14 protein-coding genes are annotated in these 19,332 nt (G+C 50.6%); 8 read left to right on the top strand and 6 right to left on the bottom strand.

What is annotated here, in order from left to right; all coding sequences use genetic code 11:
- Window position 1 precedes the first annotated feature (1 nt).
- The 7 genes from ABD852_RS15060 (at window position 2) to ABD852_RS15030 (ending at window position 11,484) form a co-directional block, all read left to right on the top strand.
- Window positions 2–1,849 carry a RagB/SusD family nutrient uptake outer membrane protein gene (locus tag ABD852_RS15060; protein ID WP_345030342.1) on the top strand — a complete coding sequence of 616 codons (1,848 nt, stop codon included), beginning with the start codon at window positions 2–4 and terminating at the stop codon, window positions 1,847–1,849.
- Window positions 1,850–1,969: 120 nt separating this feature from the next.
- Window positions 1,970–4,960 (top strand): SusC/RagA family TonB-linked outer membrane protein, encoded by a 2,991-nt coding sequence (locus tag ABD852_RS15055; protein ID WP_345030340.1) that lies wholly within the window; start codon window positions 1,970–1,972, stop codon window positions 4,958–4,960.
- Window positions 4,961–5,089: 129 nt separating this feature from the next.
- A complete protein-coding gene (locus ABD852_RS15050; RefSeq protein ID WP_345030338.1) occupies window positions 5,090–6,865 on the top strand; it encodes a RagB/SusD family nutrient uptake outer membrane protein in 1,776 nt (591 codons plus the stop codon).
- A gap of 175 nt (window positions 6,866–7,040) precedes the next feature.
- Complete coding sequence (locus ABD852_RS15045) at window positions 7,041–8,057, top strand: DUF5627 domain-containing protein (RefSeq protein WP_345030337.1); 1,017 nt, start codon at window positions 7,041–7,043, stop codon at window positions 8,055–8,057.
- A gap of 34 nt (window positions 8,058–8,091) precedes the next feature.
- The gene (locus ABD852_RS15040) at window positions 8,092–9,195 is read left to right on the top strand and encodes a glycoside hydrolase family 99-like domain-containing protein (RefSeq protein ID WP_345030336.1); all 1,104 of its coding nucleotides are present in this window, start codon (window positions 8,092–8,094) and stop codon (window positions 9,193–9,195) included.
- A 175-nt stretch (window positions 9,196–9,370) separates the two neighbouring features.
- Window positions 9,371–10,366, top strand: a complete 996-nt coding sequence (locus tag ABD852_RS15035) for a metallophosphoesterase (protein ID WP_345030335.1) — start codon at window positions 9,371–9,373, stop codon at window positions 10,364–10,366.
- A 251-nt stretch (window positions 10,367–10,617) separates the two neighbouring features.
- Window positions 10,618–11,484: an endonuclease/exonuclease/phosphatase family protein gene (locus ABD852_RS15030; RefSeq protein WP_345030332.1), complete on the top strand. Its 867-nt coding sequence runs from the start codon at window positions 10,618–10,620 to the stop codon at window positions 11,482–11,484.
- A 61-nt stretch (window positions 11,485–11,545) separates the two neighbouring features.
- On the opposite strand, the gene ABD852_RS15025 is transcribed toward ABD852_RS15030, so the two are convergent.
- The 3 genes from ABD852_RS15025 to ABD852_RS15015 form a co-directional block, all read right to left on the bottom strand.
- Complete coding sequence (locus tag ABD852_RS15025) at window positions 11,546–12,568, bottom strand: hypothetical protein (protein ID WP_345030331.1); 1,023 nt, start codon at window positions 12,566–12,568, stop codon at window positions 11,546–11,548.
- A 58-nt stretch (window positions 12,569–12,626) separates the two neighbouring features.
- Window positions 12,627–12,902, bottom strand: coding sequence for a hypothetical protein (locus tag ABD852_RS15020; RefSeq protein WP_345030329.1), 276 nt, complete (start codon window positions 12,900–12,902; stop codon window positions 12,627–12,629).
- 122 nt (window positions 12,903–13,024) lie between these two features.
- On the bottom strand, window positions 13,025–13,495 hold the full coding sequence (locus ABD852_RS15015; protein ID WP_345030327.1) for a MauE/DoxX family redox-associated membrane protein: 471 nt from the start codon (window positions 13,493–13,495) through the stop codon (window positions 13,025–13,027).
- A gap of 137 nt (window positions 13,496–13,632) precedes the next feature.
- On the opposite strand from ABD852_RS15015, the gene ABD852_RS15010 reads away from it, so the two are divergent.
- A complete protein-coding gene (locus ABD852_RS15010) occupies window positions 13,633–13,827 on the top strand; it encodes a hypothetical protein (protein WP_345030325.1) in 195 nt (64 codons plus the stop codon).
- Between the two features lie 104 nt (window positions 13,828–13,931).
- Here ABD852_RS15010 and ABD852_RS15005 read toward each other — a convergent pair whose 3' ends face one another.
- The 3 genes from ABD852_RS15005 to ABD852_RS14995 form a co-directional block, all read right to left on the bottom strand.
- Window positions 13,932–15,092 (bottom strand): sensor histidine kinase, encoded by a 1,161-nt coding sequence (locus tag ABD852_RS15005; protein ID WP_345030323.1) that lies wholly within the window; start codon window positions 15,090–15,092, stop codon window positions 13,932–13,934.
- 2 nt (window positions 15,093–15,094) lie between these two features.
- Window positions 15,095–15,892, bottom strand: a complete 798-nt coding sequence (locus ABD852_RS15000) for a LytR/AlgR family response regulator transcription factor (RefSeq protein ID WP_345030321.1) — start codon at window positions 15,890–15,892, stop codon at window positions 15,095–15,097.
- 112 nt (window positions 15,893–16,004) lie between these two features.
- Window positions 16,005–19,016 (bottom strand): lantibiotic dehydratase, encoded by a 3,012-nt coding sequence (locus ABD852_RS14995; protein WP_345030319.1) that lies wholly within the window; start codon window positions 19,014–19,016, stop codon window positions 16,005–16,007.
- Between the last annotated feature and the right edge of the window lie 316 nt (window positions 19,017–19,332).

Below are 19,332 nucleotides of genomic sequence, written 5' to 3'. Positions count from 1 at the left end.
TATGGGAATCATAAAAAATATATTCAGCAAAAACAGATGGCGCCTGATTGTGCCGGTCATAACAGCCGGCTTTCTTTTCGGCAGCTGTGAAGACTACCTGGACAGGGCGCCCGAAGCGAGCATTACCGATACCGATGTTTTCGGCAGCTTTGTAAGCTTCCAGGGATTCGTCGAGGAAATGTACGATTGTGTCGTAGACATCCATAAGGTGCTGGGGGGAAACCAGTACTACAACTTCAGTGCTTCAGACGAAGTGCTCTGTAACGTGCCTCTTCCCTGGGATGACGGCAACTACTGGAACCAGGGTACCTTTCTTTACGCAGCCAGCCCCCGGATGGACTACAGCGGCAATCTTACCCGCATGCGGGTATGGCCGTTTGCGTGGTATGCCATCCGCAAGGCCAACCTGGGGCTGAGCAAGCTAGGGGTGCTGGCAAACGCCAATCCTGAGGCAAAAAATGCGATTGAAGGGCAATGCTTGTTTTTCAGGGCCTACTTCCATTTTGAACTAATGCGCTGGTATGGCGGGCTGCCCTATATCAACGAAGTGCTGTCATCGTCTGAGGAGCTGAAGCTGCCGCGGTTAACCTACCGCGAAACGGCGTTGAAGGCGGCCGAAGACTTCCGCGCCGCCGCAGCGCTCCTGCCTGTAAAGTGGGATGACAGCGAGGTAGGCCAGGCTACGTTGGGAAATAATTCCCAGCGGATCACCAAAGCCCACGCCCTTTCCATGCTTGCCAGGAACCTGCTATATGCGGCAAGCCCTATGATGAATGAGTCGTCAGGCGGGCCGAACGCCTACGATGCCGAGCTCGCCAAGCAGGCAGCGGACGTAGCGGCGGAAGTAATCAAACTCTGCAACGAATCAGGCGCTTACAAGCTTCAGACCTGGGATACCTGGACAGACAATTTCTGGGTATGGTCGCCCGGTAACCGTGAACGCTCCGGCGGAACGGAGGTTATTATGAACCCCACCGTGATTATCCCCGGCTTTGTCCGTTTTACAACCAACAGAACCAGCAACCCGGTTCAGTTCGGGGCCGGCAATAACCGTGTCGAAGTACCTACCCATAATTTTATCAAAAACTACGGAATGGCCAATGGCCTGCCCATAGACGACCCCGAGTCGGGTTACGATCCCAAAAACCCCTGGACCGGCCGGGAACCCAGGTTTTATGTGGATATTGTTTATGACGGCGTAAGGCTGGTCGACAATGCGGTGGCCGCCGCCGCCAAAGACAACGAGTTTGCGCAATTGTCCAACTCGGGCAGACACCGCAACGGTACCCCTGCCAGTTCCGGTGTAGCCGGAAGCGTCACCGGTTACTTTTACCGCAAATGGACCCCGAAAGGCAACAACCCGTGGGATAACCGGTGGAGCAATTTCCAGTCCTATCACCCCATTGTACGACTGGCGGACATGTACCTGATCTATGCGGAAGGGGTACTTCACGGATACGGATCACCGACCTCAACCGCTGCCGGCAACTCCCTCACTGCGGCCGATGCCGTCAACCTTATTCGCAACCGCGCGCAGCTGCCCAACCTGACCGCCAAGTATACAGCCTCCAAAGATGTGTTCATGAAAGAGATTATCCGGGAACGGGCGGTGGAGTTTGCGTTTGAAGGGCACCGGTTCTTCGACCTCCGCCGCTGGAACATCGCCGGAAACCCTGAATATATCGAAAAAACGGCCATTGATTTCGATAGGGGCAGCGACGGCAAGCCTATCAACCTCCGCGAAAGAGTGGTCGTCCAGCGGGTTTTCGAGAAACGCCACAACTGGCTTCCTTTCCAGCCTTCGGATACCAGGCTCTATGAAGGTTTTTCACAGAACCCGGGGTGGTAAGTTTTGAATAACACATGAAATAGCCATGAGCTTTGAGGTATTAGCTACAAGCGGCACACAAACGGCTGATGAATAAATAGCTCACCCCTCACTGTTCACCGCTCAAACCTTTTTATACAAATGAAAATACACCGATATATAGCAGCCCTTGCTGGTTGTATGCTGTTGCTTTGGCCTTTGCTATCGCCGGCGCAACCGACGCCCCGGCTGCAGGCAGTGGTACACGGTGAAAACGGCAAACCCGTCGAAGGAGCGATGATTTACGCGAACGAAGGGGTAGACGTGGTCAAAACCGGCGCTAACGGAGAATTTTACTTCAAGGCCGCCGTTACGGGAAACCTCCTGGTAGAAGCCCCCGGCTACGAAGCCGGCGTGTTCGAACCCGCGGATTACAGCATGGGACAAACGTTAATCCTGAAAAAAGCGTCCTTTCTTTCGGGTGAGAAAGATAAGGTCAGGCTCGCTTTCGGTACGGCTAAAAAAGCGGAAGTGGTCAATGCGGTCAGCGTGCTGAACCCTTCTCAGCTCCGCAGGTACGACAACACCCAAAACCTTGCTTCGGCACTTACCGGGATGCTGCCCGGCGTGCTGGGTAGCGCCAATATCCGCGGGATAGGCGACGCACTGTTCATTGTCGACGGCCTTCCGCGCGACATCAGCACGCTTAATCTTGCCGAAGTAGAGCAGATTTCGGTGTTAAAAGACATCAACTCCGCCATATTGTACGGCAACGACGCTGTAAACGGGGTGGTCCTTGTCACAACAAAACGGGGTGAAGCCTATAAAAGACAGATCAATGCGCAGGCATTCTACGGTATTTCCAGGCCTTCCGAGTTGCCTGAATACCTTTCTTCCGCCGACTATATGCAGCTTTACAACGAGGCTCGGCTCAACGACGGTCTCGGTACACAGTATTCCCCCGACCTGATCGAAAAATACCGCAGCGGCAACCCCTACCGTTACCCGAGCGTTGATTACTATTCGGGCGAATACCTGAAATCGCTGCGACCTTTTTCCAGGGCTACCGTTGACTTTTCCGGAGGAAACAGCGTCGCTACCTACTACTCCAACATAGGATGGTCCCAGACCGGAAGCCTTTACAATTTCGGTGAAGGAAAGGGGGCTAAATCCAATGTCTTCAATATCAGGGGAAATGTCGACCTGAAGATCAATTCCTGGATCAAAAGCGCACTGGATGCCGTAGTCGTGCTGAACAACAGCAACGGCCCCCGCAGCAACTACTGGCAGGATGCGGCCGTTTTGCGCCCCAACCTCTTCTCTCCCCTGCTGCCCATTTCCATGATGGATCCTGAAAACGCAGTATTAAAGCAGCGGAAGAATGATATCGACGGGATGTACCTGCTGGGTGGCACTACCAACTACCCGGCCAATCCTTTGGCAACTGCCTGGTCGGGAGGAGCGAACGAAAACATCCAGCGTACTTTCTCTTTCAATAACCGGATCGATTTCGACCTCGGCAGAGCGGTTCAGGGCCTGGCGTTCCATACCAATTTCAGTTTCGACTACTTCACCCGCTATGACCAGTTCATCGAGAATAAGTACTCGGTCTATGAACCCGTATGGGACGAAACACAGGATCGCATTGTCAACCTGAAACAATTCGGGGAGGATGTGCGTTCCGGTACCCAGAATGTCGGGAATGCCTCCTACCGGAGAAGGATCGGTTTTTACGGCCTGCTTGACTACAACCGGACCTTCAATGAAGTACATACCGTAACGGGATCCGTGCTCGGTTTCCTGGCTCACGATAAAGCGCAGGACAGCTTCCAGGGCAATAAGAACGCAAACCTCGGCCTCAGGCTTACATACGGCTACCTCAATAAATACCTGGTCGATTTCAGCAGCGCTTACGTAAATTCCGTAAAACTAGCCGCAGGGAACCGGACAGCTTTCTCTCCGTCACTCGGCCTGGCCTGGGTGGTGAGCAATGAGGACTTTATGGCTTCTGCGTCGGCCGTGAATTTTCTTAAACTGCGCCTTTCTGCCGGTGAAATGAATTCCGATGCGGGAATCAGCGGCTTTTACTACTATGACGACCGCTATACAACCTCTGCTTCCTATTCCTGGTACGAAGGCACGAGGACAAGGTCGGAAACCATACCGATCAACAGCGGGAACCCCCTGCTCTCATTCGAAAAAAGAAGGGAGGTGAACTTCGGGATTGAAGCCGTACTTTTCGATCGCCAGCTCTCGGTGGAGGCCAACCTGTTTGCCAGCACCTATTCCGACCTGATCACACGGCCGCAATCGATCTATCCCACTTATTTTACCAACTATATCCCTTTCCGCAATTTCGGCAAAAATGCCTACAAAGGAGCGGAGCTGGGACTTTCCTACCAGCGACGTTTCGGTGACTTCCATATCACCTTCGGCGCCAACGCGCTTTATTCTACATCCAAGGTAAAAAAGAGAGACGAACTATATGTGAACAGCTACCGGTACCGTACGGGCAAGCCGGTAGAGGCGCGGTACGGCCTTGTCGCAGACGGCTTTTTCTCCAGCCAGGCAGATATTGAGAATCATGCCATACAGGCCTTCGGAAGGGTAAAACCGGGTGATATCAAATACGTGGACCAGAACAACGACGGGGTAATCGATGCCAACGATGAGAAATACATAGGTCGGTGGCAGTCGCCTTTTTCGTATGGCCTCAATCTAAAGGTGTCTTATAAGAACCTGACGCTTTTTGCCCGGGGTAACGGGCGAACCGGGGCTCAGGGAATGCTTAGCAGTGATTATTACTGGGCCGATGGCGACGACAAGTATTCTTCCTACGTGCTCAACAGGTGGACCGAAGCAACAAAAGCTACCGCTACCTACCCGCGTCTGAGCTCCATCGCCAATACCAATAACTACCGGAACTCCACCTTCTGGCAATATTCAGACAATTATTTTACACTCGACAGAATCCAGCTTACCTGTGACATCCCGGTCAACTTGTCGAACAAGCTCACTGTAAAACAGTTGTCCGTTTTTGCAGACGCCTCCAACCTGGCGACCCTGTCCAAAAATCGGCGGATCCTGGAGCGGAACATAGGATTTGAACCCCAGTTCAGGTCATTTTCTATCGGGTTAAATGCATGGTTCTAATCCTAAGAAATAGCCATGAGCGATGAGGTTTGAGCGGCTCATACCACATCGCTCACACCTCATAACTACAGCGCGGCTCATACCACATCGCTCACACCTCACCGCTCAAAGCTCATAACTCTTATACAGATGAAAAGAAATAGGTTACAATCAATAAAAAACTACGGCCTGCCTTTCGCGCTTACCGTTTGTATGTCAGCGTGCGGGGTACTGGAGCCGGTCGACGACAATCACGCGACCATCGACCGGGTTTATGAAAACCCCTCCTACGCAGAGGGCGTACTCATGGCCGCCTACACCAGGCTGCCTACAAACTCTCTTAGCTTCAACGAAGTAGCCACCGACGACGCCGTAAGCAACGATAAGCTGAATGGCTACCTACGAATGGCAACCGGACAATGGTCTGCCATCTATAACCCGGTCAGCCAGTGGGAAAACTGCATCGCTGCGATCCAGAGCATCAACCAGTTTCTCGGCCTTGTGGATGAGGTAAACTGGAAAAAGTCAATCCCGGAGCTGCAATGGATGTACACGCAGCGTTTCAAAGGAGAGGCCTATGCCCTGCGCGCCCTGTTCCAGTATCACCTGCTGGTTACCACGGCCGGTCCCGGCGCCGGCGGGCAAATGCTCGGCATCCCGGTCATCGACCATTTCCTGGATGTGAACGCCGATTTCAACATTCCCCGGGCTACGTTCGAACAGTCAGTTGCCCAGATTTACAGCGATATAGACCATTCGCTGGAATACCTGACCATGAACGACTACCGGAATATCACAGACGCCGGCCAGCTGCCGCCCGGGTATGAAAAAGTATCAGTGGTCAACTACAATATTATTTTCGGGAATGAGCTGAACCAACGGATCAATGCGAAAATGGCGAAAGCCTTAAGAGCCCGCGTTGCTCTGCTCGAGGCCAGCCCGGCCTTCAACACCGGCAATACCGCGCTGTGGCAGAAGGCCGCGGGTTTTGCCGGGGAGTCGCTCAGCAGCATCGGCGGAATATCCGGTATCGACCCGGCCGGCCACCGCTTTTACCTGAAACCATTGGTAGATGCGGTAAATGTATCTGCCGGCTCGCCGATCGATCAAAAGGAAATCCTATGGCGGCGGTCGGTAACCAACTCCAACACCCGTGAAATGGCCAATTTCCCGCCGTCCCTTTTCGGAAGGGGGAATGTCAATCCCACCCAAAACCTGGTAGATGCATTCCCCGCGGCAAACGGTTACCCGATCGGCAACCCGGCAAGCAATTACAGCGCATCTTCACCGTATGACAACCGCGACCCGCGTCTCAAGCTCTACATTGCCTATAACGGAAACACTTTCTCGGGAAAACCGATCATTACGGGTCTGGGGGGCGGGGTCAACGCCAAGGATTCTACCGAAAACTCGACCCGCACGGGCTATTACCTCAAAAAGCTGCTCGTGGAAGAGGTCAACCTCAACCCCGTTTCGACGACCACCCAGAAACACTATGAAGTACACATGCGGTACACTGAGCTCTTTCTCATTTACGCCGAAGCCGCCAATGAAGCCTGGGGCCCTGATGGTGCCGGAACTGCAGGTTTCTCAGCCCGCGATGTCATCCAGGCGCTGCGCAAGCGGGCCGGCATCGCACAGCCGGACGCTTATCTCGCCTCAGTGGTTACCAAAGAAGACATGCGCAAGGTAATCCGGAACGAAAGACGCCTGGAACTGTGCTTTGAGGGCTTCCGTTTCTGGGACCTCCGCCGCTGGAAGGAAAACCTTACGGAGCCTGCAAGAGGAATCAATATCAATGGTTCGGCAATGACCGTCGTGGAAGTAGAGCCGCGCGTGTTCACCAACGAATACATGCATTACGGCCCGCTCCCGGAAACGGAAGTGGTCAAATACAGCGCCCTGATCCAAAACAAAGGCTGGTAATCATAGCGTCGGCCGGTACCTCGGCCCGTACAACCTATTGTCTTTAATAAGCTATTTAAGATGAAATAGCCATGAGCTTTGAGGTATTAGCTACAAGCGGCATACAAACGGCTGATGAATAAATAGCTCACAGCTTACAGCGGTCCGCCGCTGCGGCTCAAACCTTTTTATACCCATGAAGAAAACAACATTTGCACTGATGCTGCTCACGGCATTGGCGGCTTGTAAAAACCAGGAGGTCGATTTCCCCGATTTCGATTTTACTACAGGTTACTTTCCCTACCAGTACCCGATCCGGACGCTGGTGCTGGGAAAGGATATTTATGACAACACGAATGACAACGAACACAAATTCCTGATTTCCACCACCATGGGAGGCGTGTACGACAATACCTCCGACCGCATCTTCCAGATCCGGGTAGACAACAGCCTCTGCGAAAACGCCGCGTTTTCCGCCACGCAGACACCGATACGTGCGCTTCCGCAGGAGTATTACACCCTGAGCTCTCCCGACCAGATTATTATCCCGGCCGGAAAAGTCAGCGGAAGTATAGAAGTACAATTGAAAGACGCATTTTTCGACGATACGCTCGCCATCGGGCTCTCGTACGTACTCCCGATCCGGATCAACCAGGTAACCAATCTCGACAGCGTTCTGAGGGGTAAATCAACTTTACCCAAACCCGATCCGAGGGTCACTTCGCAGTGGCAGGTTACGCCCAAGGATTTCACGATGTTTGCGGTCAGGTATGTAAACCCTTATCACGGCAATTACTTCCACAGGGGCAAAAGCACGCTGAAAGATTCAACGGGCCAGGTGGTCGAAACAACGACGTACCGGCAGCCGTTTGTAACGTCAGACGAAGTATGGAAGCTGACCACCACCGCAAAGAACCAGGTATCGGCCACAGGCGTGCTGCGTTCGGAGAAGGTAACCGGCCCGCTTCAGCTCCTGCTTACTTTCTCCGGCGACAACTGCACCGTTAGCGGCGGGAAAGATTTCCCTCACCCAATCAAAGGAACGGGAAAATTTATCAGCGACGCCGATGAATGGGGGAATAAGAAACGGGATGCGATCCACATCAGCTACGAGTTTTCAGACGGGAAAAACACCTATTCCGCTACCGATACGCTGGTAGTACGCGACAGGGGCGTTATCATGGAAGTATACCAACCGGTCATTTCGCAATAGCAGTCAGTTGCTGTACCCGATAAAAATCACAAACATGTCACAATCTAAATCACTTCTGACCGTGCTGGTGGTCCTGGTACTGTTTGCCTGTAATGTACGGGTGTCGCCGGCGCAGCCTGCCCCGGGCCAAAAGCCACCGGAGATCGGCGCCTATTATTTCGACGGCTGGGCGGGCCGGAACCGGCACGCGGACAATCCCGATGAGCCATGGGCCAAAAACGCCCCTACCCACCTGACCCGCCGGTTTGTTGAAGAGTTTTCCGACAGAGAACCGGTGTGGGGCTGGCGCGACGACGCCCTGGAAATTATGGAAAGGCAAATAGACCTTGCCGCCGATAACGGCATCAGCTTTTTCCTGTTTTGCTGGTACTGGCGGGACAACCAAGGACCGATCAACGCCGACGCCATTGCCGCACTCCCGCACCACACCAGCCTGAACCTCTACATGAAGGCCAGAAACAAGCACCGGATCAAATTCGGCCTTCTGGTAGCAAACCACTCCGGATCAGAGATCGTTGGCCCCCAGAACTGGGGCGATGCAGTAAAATACTGGCTCCCCTATTTCAGCGACCCGCAGCACGTTACCGTTGACGGAAAGCCGCTCGTAGTGCTTTTTGACTCAAAAGGAATTGACGAACAGGGACTAGCCCGGATGCAGCAGGCAGCCCGGGCCGGAGGTATCGACGGGCTCGCCATTGCAGGCTGCGGGGCAGCTGCACCTGAAGGATTTACGCACCGTACGCACTACAACATCATCCCGGGATATGCAGCGGGCTCAGAGGCTCACCCCTATTCCGAGCTGGTAGCGGCTCATGTCAAAAACTGGTCGGGTTCCAGAGAAAAACCCTACATCCCGGAGATCACGGTCGGTTGGGACAAACGCCCGTGGGAGGAGAAATCCGGGCTGAACCAGAAACCGGGCTGGTACTTTCCCGAACGCACGGTAGATCAGTTCAAGGATTTCCTGAAAAAAGCCGTCACCTGGATGGACGAGCACCCCGAAGAAACCACGAAAGAACGTATGGTGCTGCTTTATGCCTGGAATGAATTGGGAGAAGGCGGCTACCTGGTGCCTACCAAAGGAGACCCTGAAGCCAAATACCTGAAAGCGGTAAAAGAAGTAGTTGAAAAGCGATAAAATAGCCATGAAATCAAATGGAAATCGGAAATCGGAAGTCAGAAGTCAGAAGTCAGAAATTAAAAATGAATCCGTACAGAATTATCGGGCCTTTATATTCAGGCTTTACTGAGCCGCCGATTTCTGATTTCCGATTTCCGATTTCACCCCTCACAGCTCAAACCTTTTTATACCCATGAAACATTTGCCCGGAAATAAAATCCTGAAACCGGCTTTGCTGTCGGTTTTAACCTGCGTGGCCACTTTTGGCAGCAGCGAAGCGCAGAAATTTACGCTGCCAGTATTCCCCGATACACAAACGGAGGTCACCGCTAACCATGAAATGTTCTACAGTCGCATCCAATGGCTTGTCGACAAAAAGGATTCGCTTCATATGCCAATGCTCCTACATGTGGGAGACGTGGTAAACTTCGACAATTACGGCCAATGGGAAGTGGCAAGCCGGGGTTTTGACGTGCTGGACCAACACCACATCCCCTATGCAATCGCATTGGGCAACCACGACACCGAAGCCGTGGGCTTCCTGAGCGGAAGCGCTGCGCCTGGCAATGTCAACCAGAACCTGCGGAAGACCTATAAGTTCAATTCTTATTTCCCTGTAAGCCGCTTTACTCACCAACGAGGCCGGTATGAGGACGGAAAAAGCGACAACGCCTATTACACTTTCCGGGTCGGCGATACCAACTGGCTGGTCATGGTACTGGAATTTTGCCCGCGTATGGGTCCCATTAACTGGGCAAACGACATCATCAGAGAATATTTTAACTACAACGTCATCATACTTACACACTATCACCTGACACCCAAAGGAGAAATCGCTGACCGGAATGCGGGTTATGGCGACTTCAGCCCGCAGGTTGTCTTCAGTCAGCTTGTCAAAAAGCATTCGAACATCAGGTTTGTGCTCAGCGGACACGTGATGAGCTCGGCTTTGAAGGTCGACGAGGGGGAAGCGGGGAATAAAGTGTACCAGATCCTTCAGAATTACCAGAATGACGACATGGGCGGCGGTTATATCCGCCTGCTCGACTTTGATGTCGACAAAGGCACCGTGGGAGTTTCGATGTACTCCCCTTATTATCGGAAAACCAAAACCGACAGCTCGAAGTTTGTGTTGGAAGGCGTGGATTTTATAAAACAGAGTGAAGAGCGGGCGCAGAAAAAACCATAAAATTTCCGTATAAAATAGCCATGAGCTTTGAGGTATTAGCTACAAGCGGCGCACAAACGGCTGATGGATTTTTTATACAGATGAAATCAAATGGAAATTGGAAATCGGAAGTCAGAAATCAGAAATCAGAAATCAGAAATGAATCCGTACAGAATTATCGGGCCTTTATATTCAGGCTTTACTGAGCCGCCGATTTCCGATTTCTTTCCCTCACTGCGGTCCGCCGCTGCGGCTCAAACCTTTTTATTCACATGAAACCCTTATCAAAATCTTCTGTTTTCATTTTCATGGCGGTCGCGCTCTTCTTTTTGCTGCCGGCAGGATCGCTTGCGCAGGAAATGCGCGTAATGAGCTACAACATCAGGTATAAAAACACAATCGACAGCATAAACGGGTGGGAATACCGCAAGGAAAACGTAGCGGCGTCGATACGGTATCACGGGGCAGACGTGGCCGGCGTGCAGGAAGCCCAGCCCGACCAGATAGCCGATCTCGAAAAGCTCCTCCCCGAGTTCGCCTGGTACGGCGTGCCGAGGGTAGAAGGCAAAAGCGGGGAATATACGGCGATCTTTTACAGGAAAGGCCGTTTTACCCTCGAAGAATCCGGTACCTTCTGGATGTCGGAAACACCTGATGTGAAGGAAAGCAAAAGCTGGGATGCGTTCTACCCCCGTACCGCTTCCTGGTGTAAGCTCAAAGACAAAGCCGCGAAAAAAACCTTTTTCTTCTTCAATACCCACCTGGACCATCGGGGCGAAATAGCCCGCCAAAAAAGTGCGGAGGTGGTCCTTTCACAGATCCGGCGATACGCCGGGCAACACGCGGTTATCCTGACCGGCGATTTCAACGCCGTCCCGGAATCGGTCACCTACGGGAATGTAACCAAAGACGGCCTGCTGGAGGACGCCCTCGGGCTTTCTGAAACGGCTCACTACGGCCCGGTAAGAACTTCCAGCGGCTTCTTTGTCAGGAAGGAGCCGCTCCGGGCAAAAATCGATTACATCTTTGTGAACGGCAAAGTCCGGGTACTGCAGCATGCCACCATTACCGACCAGCAGGAAGGACGATATTATTCCGACCATCTCCCGGTTATCGCCGTCGTGGAAATACGCAAGTGAGAAACCGGCGGTGAACCATGTAGACCTTTTTCCTGACTGAGAGGAGTTCCGGTTATTGTGGCTATAAAACTGAGCCGGCAGTGGGAACCGAATACCGGACGAAGGTTTTGTCCTGGTAATAAGCCGACAGTTTGCCTTCACTATCCATGAACATACTTTTCACAAGACTCCGACCCGGTAGAGGCAAGTAAAAGCTTCCCAGGTACCGGCCGGTTTCAATCTCATATATGTCAACAGGTATGTTTTTCAGATAGGCTTCACGCGTTTCACTGTCTGACCGTAGATTCGAGCAAATGTATAGTTTCCCTTCAAAAACGCAGCTGGTTTGATGAACAGTTAGTGGTGCTGTTCCGGGCAGCTGCCCTGGCAATCCGGCCATTTTTTCAATGGTGTCAAATACCTGTAAGCGCCCCGAATTTTTATTAAAAACCATGAATTTGTTTTGATAATAAAACACATACGCGACCAGGCCGGTCTGGTTATACCGTAATGCTCCGTCCGACTTTAAGGCGCCTTTTTGAATGCTATCGCCAGGTGTTAAAAACGAATAGATCATGGTATCCGGCTGTATGGTCACACTTACAAAGCTCAAATCTCTCCTATCAGGCTGAAATGCACGTAGGAAATATGTGCCCGAAGACGCGGGTACGCCATAAATAAAGCCCGGTAAGTCTAACGGAGTGTAACTTGATTTCCCCGAGGTTATGTCAATTACGGCAACCGCAGGAATTTGGCCAGAAAAAACATAGAGCGTGGAGCCACTCAGCCAAGCCGAAAAATTCTTGCCGGTCCCTGCCACGAAAGCAGCGTCCAGGTTGAACTCCAACTGTTCCGGATTAAAACTATCCAGGTTAGTCCTGATGAAACGGTTTGGTGAAGCGGTAGTAAAGTAAACCCATTTCCCCGTTACACCGGCTATACTTCTCAAATCCGCTGCAGCCAAAGACCGTTGCCCAAGTACTATCGTTTTTCCTGGCAAAAAAATCCTTTTGAAACCGTTTGACTTGAAATTCAGGCGGTCCGAGGTAACGACAAGGACTGCTACAATAAAAATGCCGGAAATAACCAAAAGAGCCAGTTTCATTGCGCGCAATATTTATAGCTGCCGCGACCGGTTCGGAGTCGCAGCAGCTTCTTTAAAATCAGAATTTAATTTGCGGGCCGTCCCACTTAATTACCTCGGGGGCGCCTTGCGCATTCTGCTCCAGGGCGCACTCACGGTCACTGCCCGGACACCTTGTCTCTGTGTCGGTTTTGTTCGCCGTCGTGCCGTAAAAATCATTTTGATCATCAGTAATCAGATACATCGGCTCGACCGAAGATGCAGTAACTACGCCATTGCTTTTAAAAGCCGACGCATTAAGACCAAAAGCAGTTGCTACTGCCAACGCTGCTAAAAGAATACGAAATGTTTTCATGATAAATATTTATTTTAATTGAATGGATAAATTTTCTGCTTGGTAGCGACAACGGCAGCTACCGGGGGTGCCCGGGGGATTCTCATAGCATTAAAAGTTTGGTTAAACGTTAATTCAGGAAATTACGCTTGGATTTTGCCGCTGAGACAAACCGCTGCCAGAATTGAAAGGGCTAATACAATGGCATTGAACCACAAGTGTTCTGTCCAGTCAAGATACTTCGTGACACCTCCGCAGCTACAGTCCAGGTGATAACTATACTTCAGCATTGCATAGATATAAGCGGTAAAAACGCTCATCAGAAATACCGATGCGTACAGGCCGGCCAACCTGGTCTTGCCGAATACCAGCAACATTGCAGTTACCACTTCACCCACGGGAACCAATATTCCCAACGCGTGTGCATAGGCTCCTATCAACGGCGATCTTTCCATTTGAGCAGTGAAGGTTTTAAGGCCGGCAAGCTTATCAATTCCCGTGTGCAGAAACAACAGGATCAATATCCATGTAGTTACTTCAGGCACCATACCAAGCCACCTCCTGCTTGCAGGTGACGTGGCTGATATGAATTTGTTTACCCCCGGATTTTTCATAACGGATAACTATATAGGTAAATCGAGACAATAGAATTTCACCGCCCGAACTGTCAAATCTTCCGGCAAGGCCATAAGCCCTTTGAGCCGTGACAGTCTGATCTGCCACGGGCTCAGGTCATCAAACCAATACCACCGTGGCCGTACAGGTAGTGCCGCTGGTTGTGATCGCGGTTCGGCCTTTCAACGAAAAATCAACTGGTTTGTCCAATCGGGCCAGCGTACGTTTCTTTAAAAAAGTGCTCCTTTTTGCAGTTACTTTTCCCATAATTGTTCCTGTTTTAGTAAAACATTTTAAAGCTGTTAGTCAAAACAACGGCAGCCCGAATTGATATAAAAATTTTTGATACGAATGCGGTATTTTTTGATACGAAAGCCGGAAACGACCCCGTACAAAACTCCCGGAAAATAAAAAAGGCAAGTGATGTGATCCCGGCTAATGCTCGACCCGATAACGATTCAGCGGCAGAGAAAGGCGGACGGAAAATACGCGGTCGTCTTGGCGGATTTCAAACAAATGGTCGCCGGGAAATTTCAGTTCCAGGGTTCGTTTCACAGTATTTAACCCCATACCCGAATCTTCTTTCACGCCCCGGGCGGGCGTTTGCGGGATACTATTACTTACCTTAAAATTCAGCCGGTTGCCGGACACCTGAAAGTCAATGTCCACAAAAGACGGTAGATACGTAGCATGAACACTATGCTTAAAAGCATTTTCTACCAACGTCAATAACATCAGTGTCGGAACAGAATGCTCAGCCTTTGCTCCTTCGGGAAAATGACTGAAGGAGATCTCAGAACGGAGCTCTGTACGCATCGCTTCCAGTTCAACGTACTGTTGTACATAATAATACTCTTTCCTGAACTGGATAAAATCTTTATCTGCCTCGTACAATGTAAAACGGATCAGGTCAGCTGCCTGCTGAATGTACGCGGAAGGAGCCGGATAGGGGCCTAACTCTGAGGCTGCCGAATTGAGCACATTAAATATAAAATGGGGCGTTAGGCTGGACCGAACTGCCTTCAGCTCGGCCCTTACCCTTTCCTCCCGCCACCGGAGCTGCTCGACCGCCTGCGCAAAACCGTACTTCGTCAGCTTGATCCCTACCGGCAGGATCAATAGCTGAAGATCAATAGCATCATAAATAAAAACCGACCAGTCCTTTCCCCTTTTTTCATTCCAGGGCTTAAGGTATTGCGCGCCGATCTGCTGAAATATAGGCGGCAATTTTTCCAGCCCGATTATCAGCTCATAACCTTTGTAAAGAACTATCGTTGCCAGATGCATAGCCAACAGGGCCACTATTATCAACCCTGCCGCAAGAGCAACGCCGCCCGCTACGACCCCAACCTTTTTATAGAAGTAAATTAAACCGTAATACAGGGGAATGTAACGCAAGTAATAAGCCACATAAGCCCACACAGCCTGTCGGCTGGCCAGATGTTCGGTGAAAGCAGGTACAAAGAAAAGTAAATGGCTGCTCAAAAAACAACCCCAGAACAGGATGTGAACGAATAACCTGTGCCGCGGTCCCTTCGGGAAAAGAAGCCAGCGAAAACTGTTCAGGTTATTTTTCAGCTTTTTCAACTTTTTCATCCCTACTCCCGTGTCAGTAATTTGACGATAATGTCTCTTCTCTGGCTGTCTGATATCTGGTATTTTTCACCCCCTTCCATAGTTACCATATTGCCTTCAATCGTCTTGACCTGGTGCCGGTTAATGATAAAGGACCGATGAATACGGATAAAATCAGATCCCGGCAAACGCTGTTCCATTCTTCCAATATTTTCCCTTACCAACAGCATTCCCGAAGCTTGCGTCATATAGATCTTTATATAGTCTTTCAATGCTTCCACGGCCAGGATTTTCCAATGGGGTATCCGGTGAAACTTACCGTTTGATCGCACCCAGATAAAACCCTGGCTTTGAAGATTGTCATTGTACGCACCACTGCGGCTTCCGGTGGTCGCGTGCTGACCGGATTCCATATTCGGCGCCTCTAACGCCAAAAAATCCTGAGGATATCTGATTGTGATTTTTAAAACGGTTTTTAGAAATCGTTCCCTTGAGACTGGTTTTAACAAGAAGCCGGCCACCTCATATTCGAAAGCCTCTAACGCATACTCCCTAAACGCAGTAACCAGTATTATATGCGGTCTGGGTAAAGGCATTGCCTTCAATAAATCAAGCCCGGACAATCCGGGCATTTCCACATCAAGAAAAATGATGTCCGGCATTTTGACCACAACCATTTCTATTGCCTGTTCAGCGTCCGAACAACATCCGACCAAATCAAGCCATGAAGTCTCAGCTATAAAACCGGATAATACATGCTGTGCTCTTAGCTCATCGTCAACGACAAGACACCGAAAAGACGGGGTAGATTCCTTTTTCATATTCTCCACTTTTACAAACAAACAATGAGAAGAGGAACGGAAGCAGCCTCAGGACCTATCAGTTTAAAAATACAATATCGAAATGTTATTTACAAAGCAGAATATCCTTCTGTCAATTGACGGGCTTTACAAACTGTTTTTGAAGAGATCGGTAGTATTTTTTCAAGTAATAGTAAAGTATCATTTCCTGCATCCTGGACTGGGATAACAACAGCCGGTTAAAAAACATATGTACATAAGATGCCACTTCTGTAAGCCTGATATCCCCTTGCTTTTTTAGTTTCTTTTTTAACGCTCTTGAACGGAATTTAAAAATTTGCTCCCAACCGCTTGCCGCCTCAGCCAGGCATGCTTCTATAAGCTTTCTATCCCGGCGGTATTTCACATCCAGCTGTATTTTTAGGGTATTTTCTCCTTTCAGCTCTAAAAAAAGCGATTCAAAGCCCGCCTCTGCAAGGTTGAGCCGGGCGGGTAAATTCAAACCAAAATCCTTCATCAACCGGTCAGCTCCTGTAAGCCCCGCTAACCATCGATCCTCTTCGGTGTCCAACTGTTTCAATAAACTGGTTACAGTCACACTATCCGTATGAAAAATGGATTCCGTTAACCCGTAATCCAACCCCGAATACCGCTCCAGTTCCCGACGGTAAGTATCGTATTGGACTTTCTGTATCCGCCCGGCGGCTAAAAGGCTGTTCAGCTCATTGCTTAGCAAACAACCATTAGCTCCCTTGTATCGTATTCTGAGGTGCGGATCCGGGTCAGCGTAACGTATGAAAAACCACATATCAATTTTCCCATTCCGGACCATATCCGTCAGCAGGGGCCCGAAAAATTCAGTCAACAACACGTCCGCGGTACGGGGCCCGCAATAGATTTTAAGATAAATCCATTCACTACAAGGCAGGAATTCACGACGTTCATTATTACGGGCGTCTAAATCGGCTCTTTCATGGTCTTTCCCCGGTTGCGGGGTCTGCAGGAATGAAAGCACGACTTCGTGACACCACCCATCTAAAAGGCCGGTCATACCATCGGCAAACTCTACTAACTTGATTTTGCCCTTCTCCAGGTGCGCGCGTAACTCTTCTACTGACCAGCAGGACTCACTGTCTATCAAAAACTCCCGATCCGAATCGACAATCTGAACGAACCGCGGAATATTAAGTCGCCTGCGGGTTTCTTCCCATTCAGCCCGAAAATCTCCCGGAGGATCGAATAGTGAAGGGAAACGTTCCTTTTCTATTCGCCAACGCGCCCTTGAGAGCATCCAATGACCGTACTGCACACGGGGTAAAAAGGTCCGCGACTCAAGGTGACCCCATTGCCACAGGTAGGCGGCGCCCTGACCGGCTACATCACACAAAAAGCGATAGATAGGAAGGCCGGTGGAAAAGTTATGGGCTGATGTTAACCTGGGAACTACCCGCTTCCCGAGTCGTTTACTATGGAGAATAACTTCATCTCCTTCCACAGAGACCATCAAGTCGGAGGCATGAATCCTTTTTTCAAACGGCAGGTTGCTCGCTGCCAGATAGACGATTTCGTGCCCGGTCAAATGCGGGCGCTGGAGGATATTACCCAGGCGGGGTTCGGGCAAATGCGCAATTTCTGCGTAAATCCGGTCGCTATGCCGCCTTTGCTGCTCCTCCGCAGCATTCTGTACGTAGCCGGCCAGCGCCGGGTCTGCGTCACAAAACCTGCCTGATAACTCAAGTCCGGACACCCCGCCTCCAGACCTCCCCAGGAAAAGAAAATTGCCCTTATCAAGATCGCGCGCAGAAGCAGTCAAAATACTGCCAAGCCAATACAAGCCGTCTCCCGTCGGATTGCCGGGAGCTCGCAATCCTCGCAAATCCTGGTCGCTTAGCAGAACAACGGTCCTGTTTTCCAGCATCGCCCGTTCAACAAGGTTTTCTTTAAGCATGCCTGCGGTGTCCTGAAGATACGGCTGTTTTGGGGACCGGCCGGGTAGTTCCAGGTCCTCCAAGAGCGGTAAATCCTCACAGTATCCGGGCCGGGCGTGCCCGTATCCAATACCGTCCGCGCTGTCCAGCGCCTCGAGCAGCGGTACCTGCCTGCTTTCAAACCGTTCCAAAAAAGCCTTTCTAAATCGGGCTAGTTCTTCATCCCGGTCAACTTTTAGTAGCGGTTGAACCCTTTCAAACTCCGCCGCCAGGACATCTACCCACTTTTTGTTCAAGGTAAACCTACCGTTATAAACCATATCCGCCTTAACGGCCGGACTCCCCTCAGGCCATTCCGTAACAACCGCAAGTATTCGGGCAAGCTGCTGGTATACCTCTAAAGGCTCCTCACAGGTGCGCAGCAGTCGGTCTATCCTGGTTACCAGCTGTTTTTCGGCACGCGCGCCTTTAAGCGCCATTATTCTCCGACAAACCCGATCAAACGCATCTTCACCGGTAACCGTATGTTCCAGCTCGCTTATCAATAACTGCGCCTCTACCATTTCCTTTACCATTCCTCTAGCCCCGCGCACCTGGCTTGACAGCCTTTTTATAAGCGCCGGAATTGTAATTTCTTCCCGAGCGAGCGCCAACGCCCGTTCGACCTGAGGAGAAAATTCTATGGACGTCAGTACATGGGCGAGCCCGTTTTTGGCCTGTTTCCGTTCAATGTACCGAAAGTGTCCCGGCCTGAGTTCCAGGCTTGTATTCAAGCCGTACAACAATTGATTTTTAACACCTGGCCGTGTCTCCAACCATCGTATAAGCATTTCAAGCGCACTTCTATCCAGGCGCAGGGCCCGCCGGAACGGTTCTCCAGACGAAGAAAATACCATCCCACTCTGTGCGGATACTTGCCCGGTTGCAATGCCGGCAAACAGGCCGTACGGTGTTGCCCGGGTACAGAGACGAACCAGGTAGCGGTACAAAGTCCGCACTACTTTCTGTGTTGCCTTTTCACCAGGCCTGCCCACTTTGACTTCGTTCAGAGCGGCAAAAAGGCCTGGTGATGCTGCCAACACGGCTTCCGATAACAGCGCCTGCGAAAACAAGTCTATTAGTGAAGCCGGGGTAGATTGCCTGTGAAATTCCAGAAGTATTTCTACCGGCAATAAGGGTCTCCGGAGTATGAAAAAATCTTGGACAAGAACGGACATAATTGAATCGATAAGGCTAAAAAATTCCAGCCGGCAATCTTCCATATTCTTTCCGGATGCGAACAATTTTATATACCAACACCTTTAAAAGTATACCAATTGCCTTCAAACCGATACGAAGGCGGTTTGAAGGCAAATAATGTCGCATTGGTATCAAAATTTATGAGGGCATCTCTCAGGAAAACACTGCGTTTCGGGCCTCTCAGGTTTCTTTTTCTAAAGGGATATTTTTCTTTATTAATCCCAAAAACTAAAAAAGTCCCGTTAAAATATTGCTCCGTAGTTTAGCCTCTTCCAGTCCTTACTTCACATTTCA

It is taken from the genome of Ravibacter arvi, assembly GCF_039540405.1.
Classification (GTDB): domain Bacteria; phylum Bacteroidota; class Bacteroidia; order Cytophagales; family Spirosomataceae; genus Ravibacter; species Ravibacter arvi.
The sequence above is the reverse complement of the archived record's forward strand: the minus strand, read 5'-3'. Positions and strand labels throughout refer to the sequence as shown.

Bases quoted from the DNA above. Each gene is read 5' to 3' on its own strand.
- ABD852_RS15030 (WP_345030332.1), top strand. From the start codon at position 10,618: ATGAAACCCTTATCAAAATCTTCTGTTTTCATTTTCATGGCGGTCGCG.
- ABD852_RS15040 (WP_345030336.1), top strand. From the start codon at position 8,092: ATGTCACAATCTAAATCACTTCTGACCGTGCTGGTGGTCCTGGTACTG.
- ABD852_RS15015 (WP_345030327.1), bottom strand. From the start codon at position 13,495: ATGAAAAATCCGGGGGTAAACAAATTCATATCAGCCACGTCACCTGCA.
- ABD852_RS15050 (WP_345030338.1), top strand. From the start codon at position 5,090: ATGAAAAGAAATAGGTTACAATCAATAAAAAACTACGGCCTGCCTTTC.
- ABD852_RS15055 (WP_345030340.1), top strand. From the start codon at position 1,970: ATGAAAATACACCGATATATAGCAGCCCTTGCTGGTTGTATGCTGTTG.
- ABD852_RS14995 (WP_345030319.1), bottom strand. From the start codon at position 19,016: ATGTCCGTTCTTGTCCAAGATTTTTTCATACTCCGGAGACCCTTATTG.
- ABD852_RS15025 (WP_345030331.1), bottom strand. From the start codon at position 12,568: ATGAAACTGGCTCTTTTGGTTATTTCCGGCATTTTTATTGTAGCAGTC.
- ABD852_RS15020 (WP_345030329.1), bottom strand. From the start codon at position 12,902: ATGAAAACATTTCGTATTCTTTTAGCAGCGTTGGCAGTAGCAACTGCT.
- ABD852_RS15035 (WP_345030335.1), top strand. From the start codon at position 9,371: ATGAAACATTTGCCCGGAAATAAAATCCTGAAACCGGCTTTGCTGTCG.
- ABD852_RS15000 (WP_345030321.1), bottom strand. From the start codon at position 15,892: ATGAAAAAGGAATCTACCCCGTCTTTTCGGTGTCTTGTCGTTGACGAT.
- ABD852_RS15060 (WP_345030342.1), top strand. From the start codon at position 2: ATGGGAATCATAAAAAATATATTCAGCAAAAACAGATGGCGCCTGATT.
- ABD852_RS15005 (WP_345030323.1), bottom strand. From the start codon at position 15,092: ATGAAAAAGTTGAAAAAGCTGAAAAATAACCTGAACAGTTTTCGCTGG.
- ABD852_RS15045 (WP_345030337.1), top strand. From the start codon at position 7,041: ATGAAGAAAACAACATTTGCACTGATGCTGCTCACGGCATTGGCGGCT.